Annotated in this window: 16 protein-coding genes and 1 tRNA gene; 6 read left to right on the top strand and 11 right to left on the bottom strand. The window is 36.7% G+C overall.

The genetic code is table 11. From position 1 onward, the window contains the following. Positions 1 to 744 carry an acyl-[acyl-carrier-protein] thioesterase gene (locus VCM44_RS03705; protein ID WP_158536748.1) on the bottom strand — a complete coding sequence of 248 codons (744 nt, stop codon included), beginning with the start codon at positions 742 to 744 and terminating at the stop codon, positions 1 to 3. A gap of 148 nt (positions 745 to 892) precedes the next feature. On the opposite strand from VCM44_RS03705, the gene VCM44_RS03700 reads away from it, so the two are divergent. The 3 genes from VCM44_RS03700 (at position 893) to recJ (ending at position 4,446) form a co-directional block, all read left to right on the top strand. After that, positions 893 to 2,278: a hypothetical protein gene (locus tag VCM44_RS03700; protein ID WP_334678046.1), complete on the top strand. Its 1,386-nt coding sequence runs from the start codon at positions 893 to 895 to the stop codon at positions 2,276 to 2,278. A gap of 148 nt (positions 2,279 to 2,426) precedes the next feature. Beyond that, positions 2,427 to 2,669, top strand: coding sequence for a hypothetical protein (locus tag VCM44_RS03695; protein ID WP_114705541.1), 243 nt, complete (start codon positions 2,427 to 2,429; stop codon positions 2,667 to 2,669). 46 nt (positions 2,670 to 2,715) lie between these two features. Then, entirely contained in the window at positions 2,716 to 4,446 is a 1,731-nt protein-coding gene (gene recJ / locus VCM44_RS03690; RefSeq protein ID WP_334678045.1) for a single-stranded-DNA-specific exonuclease RecJ, read from the top strand. Between the two features lie 7 nt (positions 4,447 to 4,453). On the opposite strand, the gene VCM44_RS03685 is transcribed toward recJ, so the two are convergent. The 5 genes from VCM44_RS03685 to rsgA all read right to left on the bottom strand — a co-directional run bounded on the left by VCM44_RS03685 (position 4,454) and on the right by rsgA (position 8,460). Further along, on the bottom strand, positions 4,454 to 4,993 hold the full coding sequence (locus VCM44_RS03685) for a peptidylprolyl isomerase (protein ID WP_114705543.1): 540 nt from the start codon (positions 4,991 to 4,993) through the stop codon (positions 4,454 to 4,456). Between the two features lie 10 nt (positions 4,994 to 5,003). Further along, a complete protein-coding gene (locus tag VCM44_RS03680) occupies positions 5,004 to 5,747 on the bottom strand; it encodes a hypothetical protein (protein WP_334678044.1) in 744 nt (247 codons plus the stop codon). A gap of 14 nt (positions 5,748 to 5,761) precedes the next feature. Further along, positions 5,762 to 6,835: a hypothetical protein gene (locus VCM44_RS03675; RefSeq protein ID WP_334678043.1), complete on the bottom strand. Its 1,074-nt coding sequence runs from the start codon at positions 6,833 to 6,835 to the stop codon at positions 5,762 to 5,764. 47 nt (positions 6,836 to 6,882) lie between these two features. Beyond that, the gene (locus tag VCM44_RS03670) at positions 6,883 to 7,344 is read right to left on the bottom strand and encodes a PilZ domain-containing protein (protein WP_114705546.1); all 462 of its coding nucleotides are present in this window, start codon (positions 7,342 to 7,344) and stop codon (positions 6,883 to 6,885) included. Between the two features lie 126 nt (positions 7,345 to 7,470). Continuing rightward, complete coding sequence (gene rsgA / locus VCM44_RS03665) at positions 7,471 to 8,460, bottom strand: ribosome small subunit-dependent GTPase A (protein ID WP_120405351.1); 990 nt, start codon at positions 8,458 to 8,460, stop codon at positions 7,471 to 7,473. A gap of 116 nt (positions 8,461 to 8,576) precedes the next feature. Between rsgA and VCM44_RS03660 the strand changes: the two genes are divergently transcribed. From VCM44_RS03660 to VCM44_RS03650, 3 genes are all read left to right on the top strand, one after another. Next, positions 8,577 to 8,653: transfer RNA gene (locus VCM44_RS03660), tRNA-Arg, on the top strand. A gap of 28 nt (positions 8,654 to 8,681) precedes the next feature. Next, entirely contained in the window at positions 8,682 to 9,323 is a 642-nt protein-coding gene (locus VCM44_RS03655; RefSeq protein WP_334678042.1) for a hypothetical protein, read from the top strand. 81 nt (positions 9,324 to 9,404) lie between these two features. Next, positions 9,405 to 9,776, top strand: coding sequence for a hypothetical protein (locus VCM44_RS03650; protein ID WP_114705549.1), 372 nt, complete (start codon positions 9,405 to 9,407; stop codon positions 9,774 to 9,776). A gap of 36 nt (positions 9,777 to 9,812) precedes the next feature. Here VCM44_RS03650 and VCM44_RS03645 read toward each other — a convergent pair whose 3' ends face one another. From VCM44_RS03645 to VCM44_RS03625, 5 genes are all read right to left on the bottom strand, one after another. Further along, positions 9,813 to 12,146: a hypothetical protein gene (locus tag VCM44_RS03645; RefSeq protein ID WP_334678041.1), complete on the bottom strand. Its 2,334-nt coding sequence runs from the start codon at positions 12,144 to 12,146 to the stop codon at positions 9,813 to 9,815. 136 nt (positions 12,147 to 12,282) lie between these two features. Beyond that, positions 12,283 to 13,014: a tRNA-uridine aminocarboxypropyltransferase gene (locus VCM44_RS03640; protein WP_334678040.1), complete on the bottom strand. Its 732-nt coding sequence runs from the start codon at positions 13,012 to 13,014 to the stop codon at positions 12,283 to 12,285. 6 nt (positions 13,015 to 13,020) lie between these two features. Beyond that, positions 13,021 to 13,359 (bottom strand): arsenate reductase family protein, encoded by a 339-nt coding sequence (locus VCM44_RS03635; RefSeq protein WP_334678039.1) that lies wholly within the window; start codon positions 13,357 to 13,359, stop codon positions 13,021 to 13,023. Further along, a complete protein-coding gene (locus VCM44_RS03630) occupies positions 13,356 to 13,997 on the bottom strand; it encodes a class I SAM-dependent methyltransferase (RefSeq protein WP_114705553.1) in 642 nt (213 codons plus the stop codon). Before VCM44_RS03630 ends, VCM44_RS03635 begins: the two co-directional genes overlap by 4 nt. A 13-nt stretch (positions 13,998 to 14,010) precedes the next feature. Beyond that, positions 14,011 to 14,628 (bottom strand): YkgJ family cysteine cluster protein, encoded by a 618-nt coding sequence (locus VCM44_RS03625; protein WP_114705554.1) that lies wholly within the window; start codon positions 14,626 to 14,628, stop codon positions 14,011 to 14,013. Between the last annotated feature and the right edge of the window lie 72 nt (positions 14,629 to 14,700).

The raw sequence follows: 14,700 nt of genomic DNA, 5'->3' as shown, positions 1-14,700 counted from the left end.
TTAATTAGCTAAGATCTTAGCAAGAAAGCAAGTCTTACCATCCGAGTGCCTAACTCCTTTATAAACAATATCGTGATTAAGTTCACCTTCTTCATTTCGAGCGCGGTAAATATCAATATCATCACCTAGATGAGTCTCGGCCATAAAGTTAATTTCAAACTCATTTAGCTTTGCTGTTTTATGTAATTCAATTGGAATTGAATCTAAGATCCACTGAGAATACTTTGTATTATTCACATGCATATTAAGGTCAAGATCACTATTTCTAACGACAATCGTATTAACTTTTTCAAAGTTTTCACGAGGCTCTACCTTGTGTGCAATATAATCTAATTGATAATCTGTGCGGGGATTAATTCTCTCTAAAGGAAAGTCTGGCTTCTTAACTTTTCTGGTCTTTCCATCGAGGATCATCCACACTGTTGAGCAATCCCCTATTTTTTCACCATCTTGAAAAATTTCAAAATCGCGGAAAGCGTACATCCCCTGAGGCTCGCGTGACCAAGTTTGAATTTCCAATTTTTCATTCCAACCAGGAAATCTCGTCATTCGAAGCTTTTGTCTTACAAGAACCCAAAAAGACTGGTCTCTAATCATATCCTCAAGCCCAAAGCCCATCTCCTCAGCGTGAACTGTAGCAATGTCCTGCAAATAGCCTAAAATGCCGTAGAGGCCTAGCTTCTTGTTGATATTAACGCTATTGATACTAACCTGATAGGTCTTCTTATATATTGCTTCTTTCATGCCTATATTTAAGCAAAAGCGCATTGGTTTTGGCCAGTGTCTAAAATATGAACACCAACTATGGCATTTTTGCACGATATTTAGGCTTTTGAGGCTATTTTCTTGGCACGCCTATTGCATCATATAAATTGTATCAATGGGAGGAATTATGAAGGCTTGTTACAAAAAGCTATTTATTATGAGTGCATTATTTCTATCGAGTACTTACGTACAAAATGAAATGATGATTTCTAATAACGTAGAACGCACAGGACACTATCGTGAAATTGCAGGTGAGCAAAATGTGCAAGAAATTACGGTCTCTAATTACCAGGTCCATCAAAAAGGAATCTTTGACCTTTGGTTTGACTCCGCAAGACTTTTTGGAAAGGTTGAGCATGTTACAAAAGTTGAGATTCAATTAAAAGATAAGAAATTAATCGATGATTATAAAGATCTCACAAAACGCTTTGGCGAATTGCAAGAGAAGTCTAGTACAATGACTGAAGAGCTTGCTAGAAGTAGTGAGGAGATTTCAAAACTTAAATCACAATTGAGTGAAGTCCAATCATCAACAGACAATGTCGATGAAGCAATCAAACAAGAGAAAATTCAGGCCCTCGAAGAGCTTATCGAAGCTCGAACAGCTGAGCTTGAAACTGCAAAAGAGGCTATCTCTAAATTTGAAGAAACAAAAGAGAACTTAAGACTAATAAGTGAAAAACTTATTACTCTTCAAGAAGAAAATGAAGCATTAAAAGAAGAGAATGCAAAACTTGTTTGTGAAATTCAAAATGCAAAATCAGAAGTTAATACTGATGAAATCAAAAAGCTTCAAGATGAGTTAGCTAAGATTACAGCTGAGCTAGATGAATATAAGAAAGAAGATTCAAATGAAGAGTCTCCTAAAGTAGCTTCATCTGAAAAAGAAAAAGAAGAAGATAAAAAAGAGAAGGAAGACAAAGATAAAGAAGACAAGAAAGATAAGGATGATTCTGAATTTACAGAAACAGAACTTGCTCTTATTGAGTATATTCAATCAATGCAAAATGAAATTGCACAACAAAGACAAGAGCAGCAAGCATTCATGATGCAACAATTAATTAATCCAATGGCCCAGTCATTTACAAAGCCTCAGATTAATTCGTACTTTGGATCATTTGATGCCTTTAATAATCAGCAAAGTGATTATATGTCTATGATGCTTGATTTAAGACAGCAGACACAATTTATCCAGAGCTTGAACGCGGCCAATAATTGGAATTACGGTTACAATGACTATTACGGACAAGATGCACCAATGATGAGATTCAGTGAATCAATGCCTTGGGGAACGCAATTGGCACCAGATCAAGCGATTCAGGTAAAGAATTATGATTACTCACGCTACGGTTTTGGATGGGGAACGCAAATCCCAGCTCAAAACTTTAGACTAGGAGCTTCAGCTACAAAAGGAAGCTACGGTGGTATGAATTCAACTGGCAACACTCCAATTATGAACAACCAATCAAATGTTTTAGATGCCTCTAGTACAGGTGACTTTAGGCTATTTTAATACCCCACCCCCTCCATTTATTTGATACATTGGCCGACTTCAATAGTCGGCCTTTTGTGATTTAATGGAAATTTTTGCCATTTTTACTAAACTTATTCATCTATTCTTCGAAGAGATACTTGTTACATTTAAGAAATAAGGTCTATTCATGAAAGAATTAAATAAAACTCATAGTAAAAAAAGACTCATTAAGAAATGCCATATGTGTGGCCATATGCATGACACTGCTACAGAAGTTCAAAAATGTCATAGCTGCAAGAAGTCATTTCTTCCTTCAAACTACTTTAATAAGATTCATGCTTCTAATTCTCAAGAGTTTAGAATGCTTTTCTCTGAAGTTAACGACCTGCATGAAGAAGACGTTATAAAGGGTATTACCGTCATTTGGTAAGACTTTATTAATTCTCGTTCTCTACTTAACGTGATATCGTTCAATAATGGAGAACACAACACACACAAGTACTGAAAATACCTTTAATTTACACCCTGTTGTTCAAAGACTTTTGAACAAGAAAGGCATGTCTCATGAAGATATTCGTGAGTTTCTTTCTTGGGATTTAAAAGCTTTGCCCAATTTTGGGGAGCTCATTGATATTGATGTAGCGGCCAATGAAATTATCAAGTCACTTGATGCAGGTGAAAAGATTGCAATTTACGGTGACTACGATGTGGATGGTACAACTTCATGTGCTCTCTTCTATCAATTCTTTCAAAAATTAAATCGTGAAGTTGAACTCATACAACCATCACGTTTTATTGAAGGCTATGGCCTACATAATTGTTCAATTGATCGTGCTATTGAAGATGGCATTGATCTGATGATCACTGTTGACTGTGGTATCTCCAATGTTGAAGCCGCAGCTTATGCAAAAGAGAAAGGGCTTAAATTAATCATTACAGACCACCATAAAGATGGGCGTGAAACAATGCCAGATGCAGTGGCCGTTGTTAATCCTTCTCGTCGTGATGAACCGGCTGACTCAGATATGAAACCTCTTGCTGGTGTTGGTGTTGCATTTGCAATCTGTGTTGAAATTAGAAAGATCCTTCTTGCACGTGGTGAAGATATTCCTTCAGTTTATGATCTTCTTCAATATGTTGCTATTGGAACGATTTGTGACCTTGCTCCTTTAACTCCGATGAATATGAAGCTTGTTCGTCATGGAATGAAGCTGATTAAGAATACTCAATACGAAGGAATAAAGGCATTCTTCGATCCTACAGATCGTTCAAAAGATGTTATTCCAAGTGAGAAATTATCTTTTAATGTTGGCCCTCTTATTAACTCGAAAGGTCGACTTGATCATCCTGAGATCGCATTAAAACTTTTAATTTCAAAAGATTATAACGAGGCACGTGAGTACTATCACCAACTTGTTAATTGTAATACAGAGAGAAAGGCCATTCAAAAAGAAGTCTTTGAAGAGGCCCAACAACAAGTTATCGATGAAATTAAAAGAGGTGGAGGAGATCACGATATCTCCATTGTCTACGCTCCTCATTTTCATGAAGGTGTTATTGGAATTGTCGCTTCAAAACTTGTTGAAACTTTTAAAGTACCTGCCATTGTTTTCAGTGATGCTGAAGATGAAGGTGTTATCAAGGCCTCAGCTCGTTCAGCTGGAGAGCTAGATATTTATCATCTCTTAAATGAGCATCGTGATTTCTTCTTAAAATTTGGAGGCCATAAAGCAGCAGCAGGCCTTTCCATGAAACAAGAAAATTATGAAGCCTTCAAACAATCAATGAATGAAAAGCTTCGTGCTATTCCGCTGATTCAAAGAACGGTACAGAACTTCTATGATCTTGAAATATCACCTAATGAAATCGACCCTGCTCTTCTAAGAGGACTTGATGCCCTTGAGCCTTATGGGATGGGAAATGCAAAGCCTATCTTTAAGCTTAAAGGAGCAATGCTTAAGAGTTATGATCTACTAAAAGATGTGCACGTTCGCTGGAACTTCACTTCAATTACAAATCAGAAAATTAATCTTAAGGGAATTAGCTTCAACTATATGACAAAATGGGGAGCGCTTACGCCAAATGAGATATTTGAGCGCCAAGCAGACCCTAATTGTGAATTAGAAGTCTACTTTACGCTCGCTTTAAATTACTTTAATGGTAATAAGTATATTCAACTGATGGTTGATAGAATTGAGATGAATTAATTAAATTCTAAGGTCTCTCAATTGTTACTTTTTCCATAACGATGTCATGCATTGGACGATCGTGCATACCTGTACGAACTGCACCAATCTTCTCTACAACATCCATTCCTTCAATAACTTTACCAAATACAGTGTGGCGTCCATCTAAATGTGGTGTTGCACCTAGTGTAATAAAGAATTGAGAGCCATTTGTTCCAGGCCCTGCATTTGCCATTGAAAGAATTCCCGCACCTTCATGACGAAGTTCTGGAAGACATTCATCTTCAAATTTATAACCTGGTCCACCCATTCCCGAACCTTCTGGGCATCCACCTTGGATAACAAATCCAGAGATAACACGGTGGAAAATTAGCCCATCATAATATGGCCCTTCTTTTGCTGAAGTCTTCTGTCTTCCCTCTGCAAGGTTAACAAAATTCCATACCGTTTCAGGACATTCCTTTGCATAAAGTTCAACTTTAAAATCTCCCATATTTGTCTGGAAGTTTGCGTAAATACGATCTAATTCTTCTTTGTGAGAATCTTTCTTTGTTCCTAAACCAAACATTGGTTACTCCTTAATATTTAATAAATTTATAACGACCTTTAACGAATGAAGGACGTTTTGAATTAGAATATATTCTAATATTTTTAACACTCTTTTCTAAATAGCTTCTTATATATAAAGACTCTTCTGATGTTAACTCTCCAGCTTCATCAAAGTAAGTTAAGTAACTAAAGTCCACAAAGAAAGCACCTTCATAAACGACATTTGCCTTTTTCATCATTGACTTCATTTCATCTTCTAGAAAACAAGTTGAAACAAAAATAGGTCTACCTTGCAGCATAGATTTAGAATTCATTAATCGAGAAAGTCTCGATAAGTTTTCTCGGTAGCTATCAAACCAGATAATATTAACATTCTTAAACTTTGGTCTTTTTAAGTATCCACCTGTTGCACTTACAAGGTCATTTGCACTAAAGAAGATTTGCTCGACTTCTTTTAGTGTTGGACTTCGATCCATTCCCTTTGCCTTTTCACGGTAGATTTTATTAAAGGCATATTGAATTTGTGAAGCATTCTGGTGATCAAGAGAAAAACTCGTCATTAAGTTTTTAATATTTAAATAACGGATTTGAGTTGAGCGAGAACATTGAGATGCACTTGAATAGTCACGCCATTGAGGAATAAGAGGAAGAAAGTATACTGCCGCTCCAGAGTCTCGATAATACTCATCTGTCTGAACTCTCTCAAAGTCACGCTCGACCACAGTTGAGCACGAGAATAAGATTGTTAATAGTAATAGCGAAATATATTTCAATTCTTAACCTTTAATTAATTTTGCTTAGAAAAGTATTTTAACATATCTTCTTTAATTTCATCTAATGACATATCAATTAGTGAATAAAAGCCTTCTTCATTGTGATCTAAGCCTCTTATTTTCTCCGTATCAAGATATAAACCTTGATCAACACAAATTCGATCACAGGCCAATGTCTTTAATTGCTCTGCTCCTCCAAGAAGTTCACTACCTTCGATCGTAACAAAAAGTCCTTCTCGATCTAGCAGTTTATCAACTGATGAAACAACAGCACTATTATAAATCATGAGACGTGGCTTTGGTTCGGCCGGAGCTGGAGTCTTTGCTTTAATATGAGGCTCAAGAGAGCGCCACTCCATAATCTTCTTTTCAAATTCAGTGACTTCAGAATTAAATTGTTCACGATCTTTTGCAAGAAGATCTCTAAAACCATCAATTAATTCTTTATCTTTTAAATCAATCCCATCAAACGGGATCTCTTCACTTGTTACAAGTTGAATTGTCTTTGTTAGGTCTTCGAGATACACATCCTTAAGCTCATTAAGGAGTCTTAGGTTCTCGCGTCCACTTCCAACAAGACATAAGTTACGTGCTTGCTTAATTGCATCAAGACAAGACTGATGCTCACTGTGATAAGTTAGTCTCTCATCATTTCTTAATGTCTTTTCATTAAGAGCACAAACATTCGCAGCTCCCATAGCATTGGGACGATATAATTCATTTGAGAAACAAACGAAGTCAAAGTCTTCAAAGGACTCAATTGAGTTTTTTAGAGACTCCAAAACATCTTCTCCAAGTTTTTCAAAGATCTCAGGATTCTCTAATTTCTGTCTTTCTATTTCGCTGGTTGCATTAACGTTGAAAACAACTCGAAACGTGTCGGCCATTCGAGATCGACTCTCAAAGCGATGAGAAGGGGCAATAAATCTTTTGTGTACGCGAGCAATTTTCACATTCTTGTGTGAAACACCACTTAAATCCATAGATGGATTAAATTCACCAAAAAGCTTCACATGAACACCAAGCTCAGTAAAATACTGGTAGGCGTCAAGAGCCTCTCTATCACTTCCTAAAATAGCTATTTTCATGGCCCGATATTATAAGGTTCAAAGCCTAATTGCAATTAGATAAGCGATTAAATGAACAGTGACTTCATCTCACCATTATCCACTACTGAATACTCTGAGAATGCGTAGATAAAGTTAATGAACTGCTCCATGGCCTTGAATGAGTGCATTGATTTATCAAACTCACAACCATATTGCATATAAGTGACACCATCAGCTCCCTCTGTCAGTGCGCTATGACGAATCGTAACGATTACAGGAATATAAGAACCTTTAGTGAAGTAGAATTTAAGCTTAAGGTCTTCCCCTAGCTTAATCTTTGTATCTGTTTTCTCATTCCATGGAACATTAAATGAAAGTCCATCTTTTGAGATATCAACCATATTAATAGGATAAGAATAACCATCTGACTCAATTACCGAGTAAGCTCCCATAAAATTATTGAAACAAATACGCTCAAAACTACGACGTTTCTTTTCAATATTTTCTTCTCTTTTAGCTTGGAAGTTGATTACTTTATTGTCAGACATTTCTACCCCTTATAACGATAAATTTACTGACTTACTTGTCGTCAAAAGGGAGAATTTCATGAGGTAAACATTAGATAAATTCGTGCTTGGGCAAGAAATTCCATACAAACAAGTTCATAAAATCAATTACTTAGAGTATTTTTTCTTCTTTTGCCAAAATGGGGTCTCAGAGATCTCGGAATAGAATAAATGATAGCTCTCAAGTCGAGAATGAATCATTAATCCCTCTTCAGTATCTGGATCATATTCCTCAGAATAAAAGGCACAGCCCTTATTGTGAGGCTCATGGGTACAATTTGAGAATTGGCAGTGGCGTGAAATCTCTTTTAAGTCTGGAAAGTACTCAATTAGTTCTTCAGGATCGATATCATCTAAAGAAAATGAACGTATACCTGGTGAATCAATTAGATAGAAGTCACCTAAATCAACAATTTCAGACCAAGTTGTTGTGTGAGAGCCTTTACCGACTTTTCCAACCTTCTTTGTCTTTAACTCCACTTCACCATCTGAAAGACATGAAATCGTCTCCGATTTCCCCACACCCGATTGGCCAACGAACAGAGCGGTCTTGCCCTTTAAGGCCTCTTTAAACTCGTGCATTCCACCTTTAAGATATTGAGTTTCATAATCTTGATCTAGAGCACAGATCTCAAAGTACTTCACTCCTAACTCTTTAAGACGTAGTACTTCGTATTGAATATCAAATTCTTCAGGGTCATAACCATCCATCTTATTAAAGACGACGATAGGCTCGACTCCCCATTGGAATGCTCTTACAAGGAAGCGATCAACGATTCCTCTTTTAAACTTTGGCCTTGCTGCACTTGAGAGAATGACCAGATAATCACAATTTGCTGCGGTAACTTTCTTTTTTGAAACTCTTACAAGAACTCTAAAAATCTCATTCTTACGCTCTAAGGCTTCCTTGATTAGATACTCACCCGTTTCAGGGATCGTCTCTAAACAAACATTATCGCCAACCACCAAGGTCTCCCCTTTCTTCAAAAGGTTACCAAGGGCAGTTGCTTTGACAACATCCTTCGTCCCCTCGATCAGACAGTCGAAGTCACGCTGATGAGAGCGAATAATTTTGGCCTTAATTGCATTTTCTGACATAATTTCCTAGTGATTTTGTATATATAAACTTTACCATCACTTCAACATATTTTACATCTTATATTGACAAATGTGGCATGTGCCATTATTTTAACTGAACACAAAGTCACTGTTACGCACTCGTAGCTCAGCTGGATAGAGCATCCGCCTTCTAAGCGGACGGTCTCAGGTTCGAATCCTGACGAGTGCGCCATTTTTCTTACGACTTTACACTTCAAAATATGAAACAAGAAACATTGAAATTTACATTTATCCTAGGGGCCTTTTGGGTTTTCGTTATGGGATTTCTCAATTTAATTCTAAAAGAAAACTATGGCCTAGATTACGACTCAGGATGGGCAATCAATTCACTTATATTTCTATCAAGTGCTCTTGTTTTTAATTACACAACAAACTCTCTTAAGATCTCAAAAGAACATATCGCTTCTTACTTAAAGATCATTGCAATCTTTTTGGCCATTGCCCTTTGCATTGATTATATCTTTCCAATTTCTATTATTAAAAAATTAGAAATTACAAATTCAAAGATTTTATTCCCACTCTTTAGTTGGAATATCTTCGTTGCAAAATCTAGTGATATTATCTTTCAACAGATACTAATTAATATTCTAGTGGAATATTATATTAAGACTTTTAATCGAAGAGATAGCGTTAAATACTTTGGAATATTCTTTGCAATTATTCACCTCCCACTATTTTACATCTTTGGACTGAAGGCCCTTTATTTTATTATTCCTTCAATTCTAGGGGGAACGCTCTTTGCATACCTGATTGCTTACTTCTATCGTGGCTACTTACTTTCTCTCGGCTGCCACTTCTTCTTCTACATCGTTCTAGGCATTGTCTTAAGATATTATAACTAGTTCATATCGTAAGTACTTAATTTTTCTTTAAAATTACTTAGACAGTTCAAGAAAATCACTTCATCTGACGATATGATACGTATGAAAAGAATTAGCCTAGCTATCCTTACATTATCGACACTTGTAGCTTGCTCTCCTAGTTATGAGATTGCTTATGAAGTTGACTCATGCGTGAAGGAAATAGATACTCGTTACGCAAAGTCAGGTCGTACTCCAAGCTCTATCTATCGTGTTGATGATATTGTCATCAACGAGAAGAGCAAAGAGCCAGAGATGAAAGTTAGCTCATGGTCAAATTCGCAATGGTATTATAATGGAAAGAAGAATCTTTCTTATTTTAATGATACAAAACTCTTCACTTACGAATCAGTCGATTGCCCAAGAAACTTCGGTGATAAATATCGTAAGAAGAATTTAGGAATTGATAAGAGAATTAAGAAAATCGATCTATAAAAAAAGGGCCTCATCAAGGCCCTTTTTATTTTCTAATTATTCAATACGTTTTAATAATCTATCATATGCAGTCTTTTTATAGCGCACAGAAATTACCTTCCAGATATCAACACTCTTATCTTCAATAATTTCACCATCTGGAGTCTCTTCCATATTTGCAACGGCCTGAGCTGTTTCATCAAACTCTGCATGTTTTTGAGCAGCATACGCTTGTGCATCATCTGCACCAAAATCAAACTTAAACTTCTCTGCCTTAGGTGCCTTATACTTACCTATTCCACTTCCACCTTTAGCTTTTGCTGCTAATCCATCTTGCTGACCAGCAGTCTCATCACCATTTTCTTCACCATCTTGTTTTGGTGGTTGTGATAAGTATGGAAGGGCCGACATAAGTCCACCTTTACCACCAGCTTTCTTATTTAATTTTCCAAATTTGTTCCCAAGTGAAGCAAGTAAATTTGCTGATCGTTTCTTATTCTTTTTATCCATTTTATCAATTGTCTTCTTTAGAGCTTGCGCAGCTTTTTTATGAATTGCTTCTGCATTTCTTCCCATAACATCAATTGCATGTTGTGTTTTAGGACTAACAGTATCCACTCCATTTAAACCATTAGTTGCATCGACCATTGCTCCAGTAAATCCATCAGGTACTGAGAATCCAACATTGCTTAACTCTCTTGAGCCTTCGACTAGATATTTCTCAGGAGATGGACATGCTTTAGATCCATTATTTGTTCTAATTTTTGGAAGTCCTCCAACACACTCAAGTTCTGTTCCAATCTTTTGTGGTTGATAAGCTGCAAATCGAGTCGTCTTCTTAGATAGGTTCCTAGTAGCTACCTTTGTTACAGCTTGGGCAGACTTAAACTTTTTTAATATGGCTTCAAGCTTTTTTATATTTTCTTCTGCATTCTCTGCTTCTTTGTCCATGGCCATTGCTGATCCTAAAGATGTTCCACTCATCAAAAGCCATAAATAGCCTCTTTTCTTACTAGAAAAAGCAAAAGCATCCATTGCACTACCAATTGGCACTAAGTAAGCACCAATCAAACCTAAAAGACCACCTATCATACCACCAGTACCCGCATGAGCTTTTGAAACAAACCACTTTAATATCAATGCATAGAAATAACTTTTACTTGATTTATCTACACTTACTGAGCCTTTTTTAACCATTGCGCCTGAGTTTTTCTCCGTTGTAGCTGTATGAATCAAGCACGCTGACTCAACAGGGGCAAGAGTAGCAGTTAATGCTGTATTTGCTGCAGCATGATCTGCAAAAGCAATCTTTAGTTTTGCAACAAGAGCGGTAGATACAGGAGTTGCAGCTAAAGCTGCTTCTAATTTACCTTCACACTCAGTTAAAGACATAGCTGAAACCTTTTCTCCAGTAAGATTACAAATTTCTTTTTCTGATTCTTTTGTTCCCAATAGAGCTTGTAAAGTATTATATTGAGACATTGATTCAGCAGGAACGATTTTTAAAGCCTCAATGTTTTCAGTAGTTACCGCTGCCGCTTCACATGCTGAAGCGACTGGTGCACTCGCTGCTTTTGAAGCATTGAAACAAGCGGCACTTGCAGCTGAGACTGCAGCAAGCGCGCTAACTCTTGCATTTAAAGCAGCAGCACAGGACTGTGCCTGAATAAACTCTGTATTACCATTAATAAGCGCAATACCAGAAGCGGTAGCAAATGCTGCAGCAGCTGCCTTCTGATACTTTGACTTTGACTCTGCTGTATCCTTAATTTCTTCTAAAGCTTGCTTTTCTTCCTCTATCATTTGTTTTTGCGAAATATCAACAGTTCCATCTTCACCTAATCCCTCATATTCAATTTTACTTTTACGATCTTTTAAAGCTTCAGTTTGTTTAAAGCTAGACATTAACTCTTGAGCTAGTAAAATTGCAGCTCCTCCAGCAGCAAACCAAACATCCAACGGCTTCGATGGTTGAAACACTGTCCATATTTGAGAAACTAGATAAGCTATTCCAAGTAAAATTAGTGGAGCTATTAGTTGATTATTAAAAATACCTAGTAAGCCACTTGAGTCTTCTTTGTTGTAAGTACCACTCATTTCCTTTCGTTTTTGAGTGATAGCATCCGTATCTGTTTCTTGTGTGTTTTCGAGTACAACAGTTCCATCATTTGAACGAACTTCTTGGGATTCCATTGAACCACCTGATGAACTTTGCTGCGGATCTCTTTCTGGCTCACCTTCTGGAGCTGGGTCCTCAGGTGCTTGCGCGTAGGCTTGAGTTGAAGAGATATTGAAACGGGCCTGTTCAATATTGATAGCAATATTTAAATTGATCATCGAAAAGATGATGGCCATGGTAAATAATTTATTGAGTACGCTTAAAGTTCTCATAAGATCCCTCTTTATTTAATACTATTTTATTATAGGGCCTTAAGAGATCCTAAAAAAGCAGGAACTTAAGTACAAACTGAGCAATTACAGTCACTTAGTATAGTTTTCAAGTGCCAAATAAATGGGTTTTTTAACCTTATTTGAGAATAAAGGAGCGATTCTTTTTTTCGCGCACCAAAGCAACCCTCTGGTTGTTCATTTTACGCCCGCGATAGCTTGGGATATTTGGATCAGAGGCAATATCAATTTGCTTTTGAACCATGGCCTTAAAGGCCGTAATCATTGAGTCTTGGCTTCCATCTAATTCTTCAACACCAAATTTTCCAAGTTCTTCGATTAGGACATGCACCGACTCAACAGTAGAAAGCGCCTGCTTATGAGGTTGGTGCTTAATGAGAAAGGCGGACTCTTTGTCTGATGAAAATGAGATACGAGGAAGCGTATTGATATTTTTTGATAGCTTCATCATCTTCTTGGCACAAGGCCATGTTCCATCAATCACAAAGATCAAAGGCTTCTTCTTTGATAGAAGCTTGATATCATCTTCAGTAGGAGAAGAGATATTAAGCGCATCCTCACCTGGGTATAAGACCATTGGATAATAGTCATCATCTTCAAGTAAAGCGTTTACTCGCTTATCTTGAGTAAAATCAATTCCCATAATGAGTTCACTATTTTCTAGAACTTTATGAGTCATTCGACCAGTGCCAAGCTTTTCCTTCTTGGCCTCCATCGGATGAATAAGAATCACAAACTTAGTATTTAAAGTAAATGGCCTTAAATGATGACAGACGCAAAGAGTGCTAGGCCTTGAACAGCCCATGCACTTTTTGCGATATGTATTTGTGTCTTTTAAATCTTTTAACATAAATTATTATTTTACTACTTTATCCCACTCTTCAGTGCTGAAGCCACGTAATGTCTTCTTACCCTTTTCAAGTATTGGTCTCTTAATAGCAGATGAATTTTCTATTAGAAGTTTAATCTGTTGTGCTTTAGTTGCCCCTTCAAATTCATCCTTGATCTTTCTAAATGTTGGACCTCTTTTATTTGCAGGTAACTCACCAAAAGCTTCGTCCCATCTTTTTAAATCTTCTTTCGTTGGAGGAGTTTTCTTATAATCAATAAACTCGTAACTTGCACCTTTTGCATCTAAATACTTAAGAGCTTTTTTTACAGTATCACAATTTTTAATTCCATAAATCTTCATCATAAATCCTTTTTTAAAATAACGACCTGTCGATTAATTATCTCAATACTGGCACCTAATTCTTTTGCGATAAAAGTAAAGACGTCCTCATTAAAGAATCCTACATGAGTCTCATCCCTTAGATACCACCAATTATTAAATTTATCTTTATCTTCTGGAAGAAAGTAAGTCATTACACCTAAGAGCCCACCAGGCTTTACAAGACTCCAACATCTTCTAATATCTTCATATGGACTATAGAAGTGCTCCCAAACCTCTGTGGAAGTTACAAAGTCGTAACCTTCTTCAACTAAGAGAGACTTATCATCAGCGTAGTAAATATCATAATCTTTAACATCATGTCCTAGTTTTGCCATCTCTAAAGACAAAGTCGGGCCAGGGCCACAGCCAAAATCTAATCCTTTTGAAGGACGATGAAGTCTTTCATTTAAAGGTAGAATTAGGCGATTGAGAAAGTCCACATATCCTTGGTCGACACTATCATTATTATGATTGTCATAACGACTTTTTTCAATTTTTGCTTCTAATAATTTATTGCGATCCTTAAAAACATAAGAACAATTAAGGCACTCAAAATAATCATTTTGAATGGCGTGCGCGTAGAGCTGCGTTGAATTATTTAAGCAAAGTGGACATGGCATATTGATGTTTTTATTACATCATTAGGTCATTGAAAAGGTTTTTAAGCTGCTTTAGCCTAAACCTTTTGAAGTTTTTCTTCATTGATTTCGTTAGTTTTTCTTGAGAGATTCTATTGATTGCCTGGACAAGCATATGTGGAAGAGCTCCCCCTTCCCCACTTAAGTTAAAAGCGGCTATCGTTATTAAGTCTGGCTTTTTAGTCTTTAATAGGCGAATCGATTGGTAGTGGCCATTGCTTGTATCACAAGCGCTTGGATCACTAACGGCATAATTTGTACGACATACACTTGGTCGATCAAAGTAGACCTTACAAGCACCGTTTTCATCTAAGAAGACACAGCTCCTATCCTGGAAGTCCTGTTCAAACCAAGCTTCAGTACTATCTTTTTTCAAAGACTGCTTAACTAATTTTTCAACATCAATCTTTATTCCGTCTTCTAAAATGCTAATTGCAAGTAAATCAGCTTCATCACGATTTACAGAGACCTGAGTATGACAACATGCTGAACAGCCCTTTCGACAAGAGATTAATTCATTTACATCAGCATCAGCAATTATATCCTGAAGAGACTCATCAATTAATTCGTGGGAAAGTTGGGCACGTTCGGCAGAATCGTAGCGCTTGGCCATTCTCTCATAAGAAGCGATATAGAAACGTCGAAACTCTAATAAGTTAGAGAATTTCTTAAAAGTTTCTAATGC

This window comes from Halobacteriovorax sp. DPLXC-1, assembly GCF_036903125.1.
GTDB lineage: Bacteria > Bdellovibrionota > Bacteriovoracia > Bacteriovoracales > Bacteriovoracaceae > Halobacteriovorax_A > Halobacteriovorax_A vibrionivorans.
The sequence above is the reverse complement of the archived record's forward strand: the minus strand, read 5'-3'. Positions and strand labels throughout refer to the sequence as shown.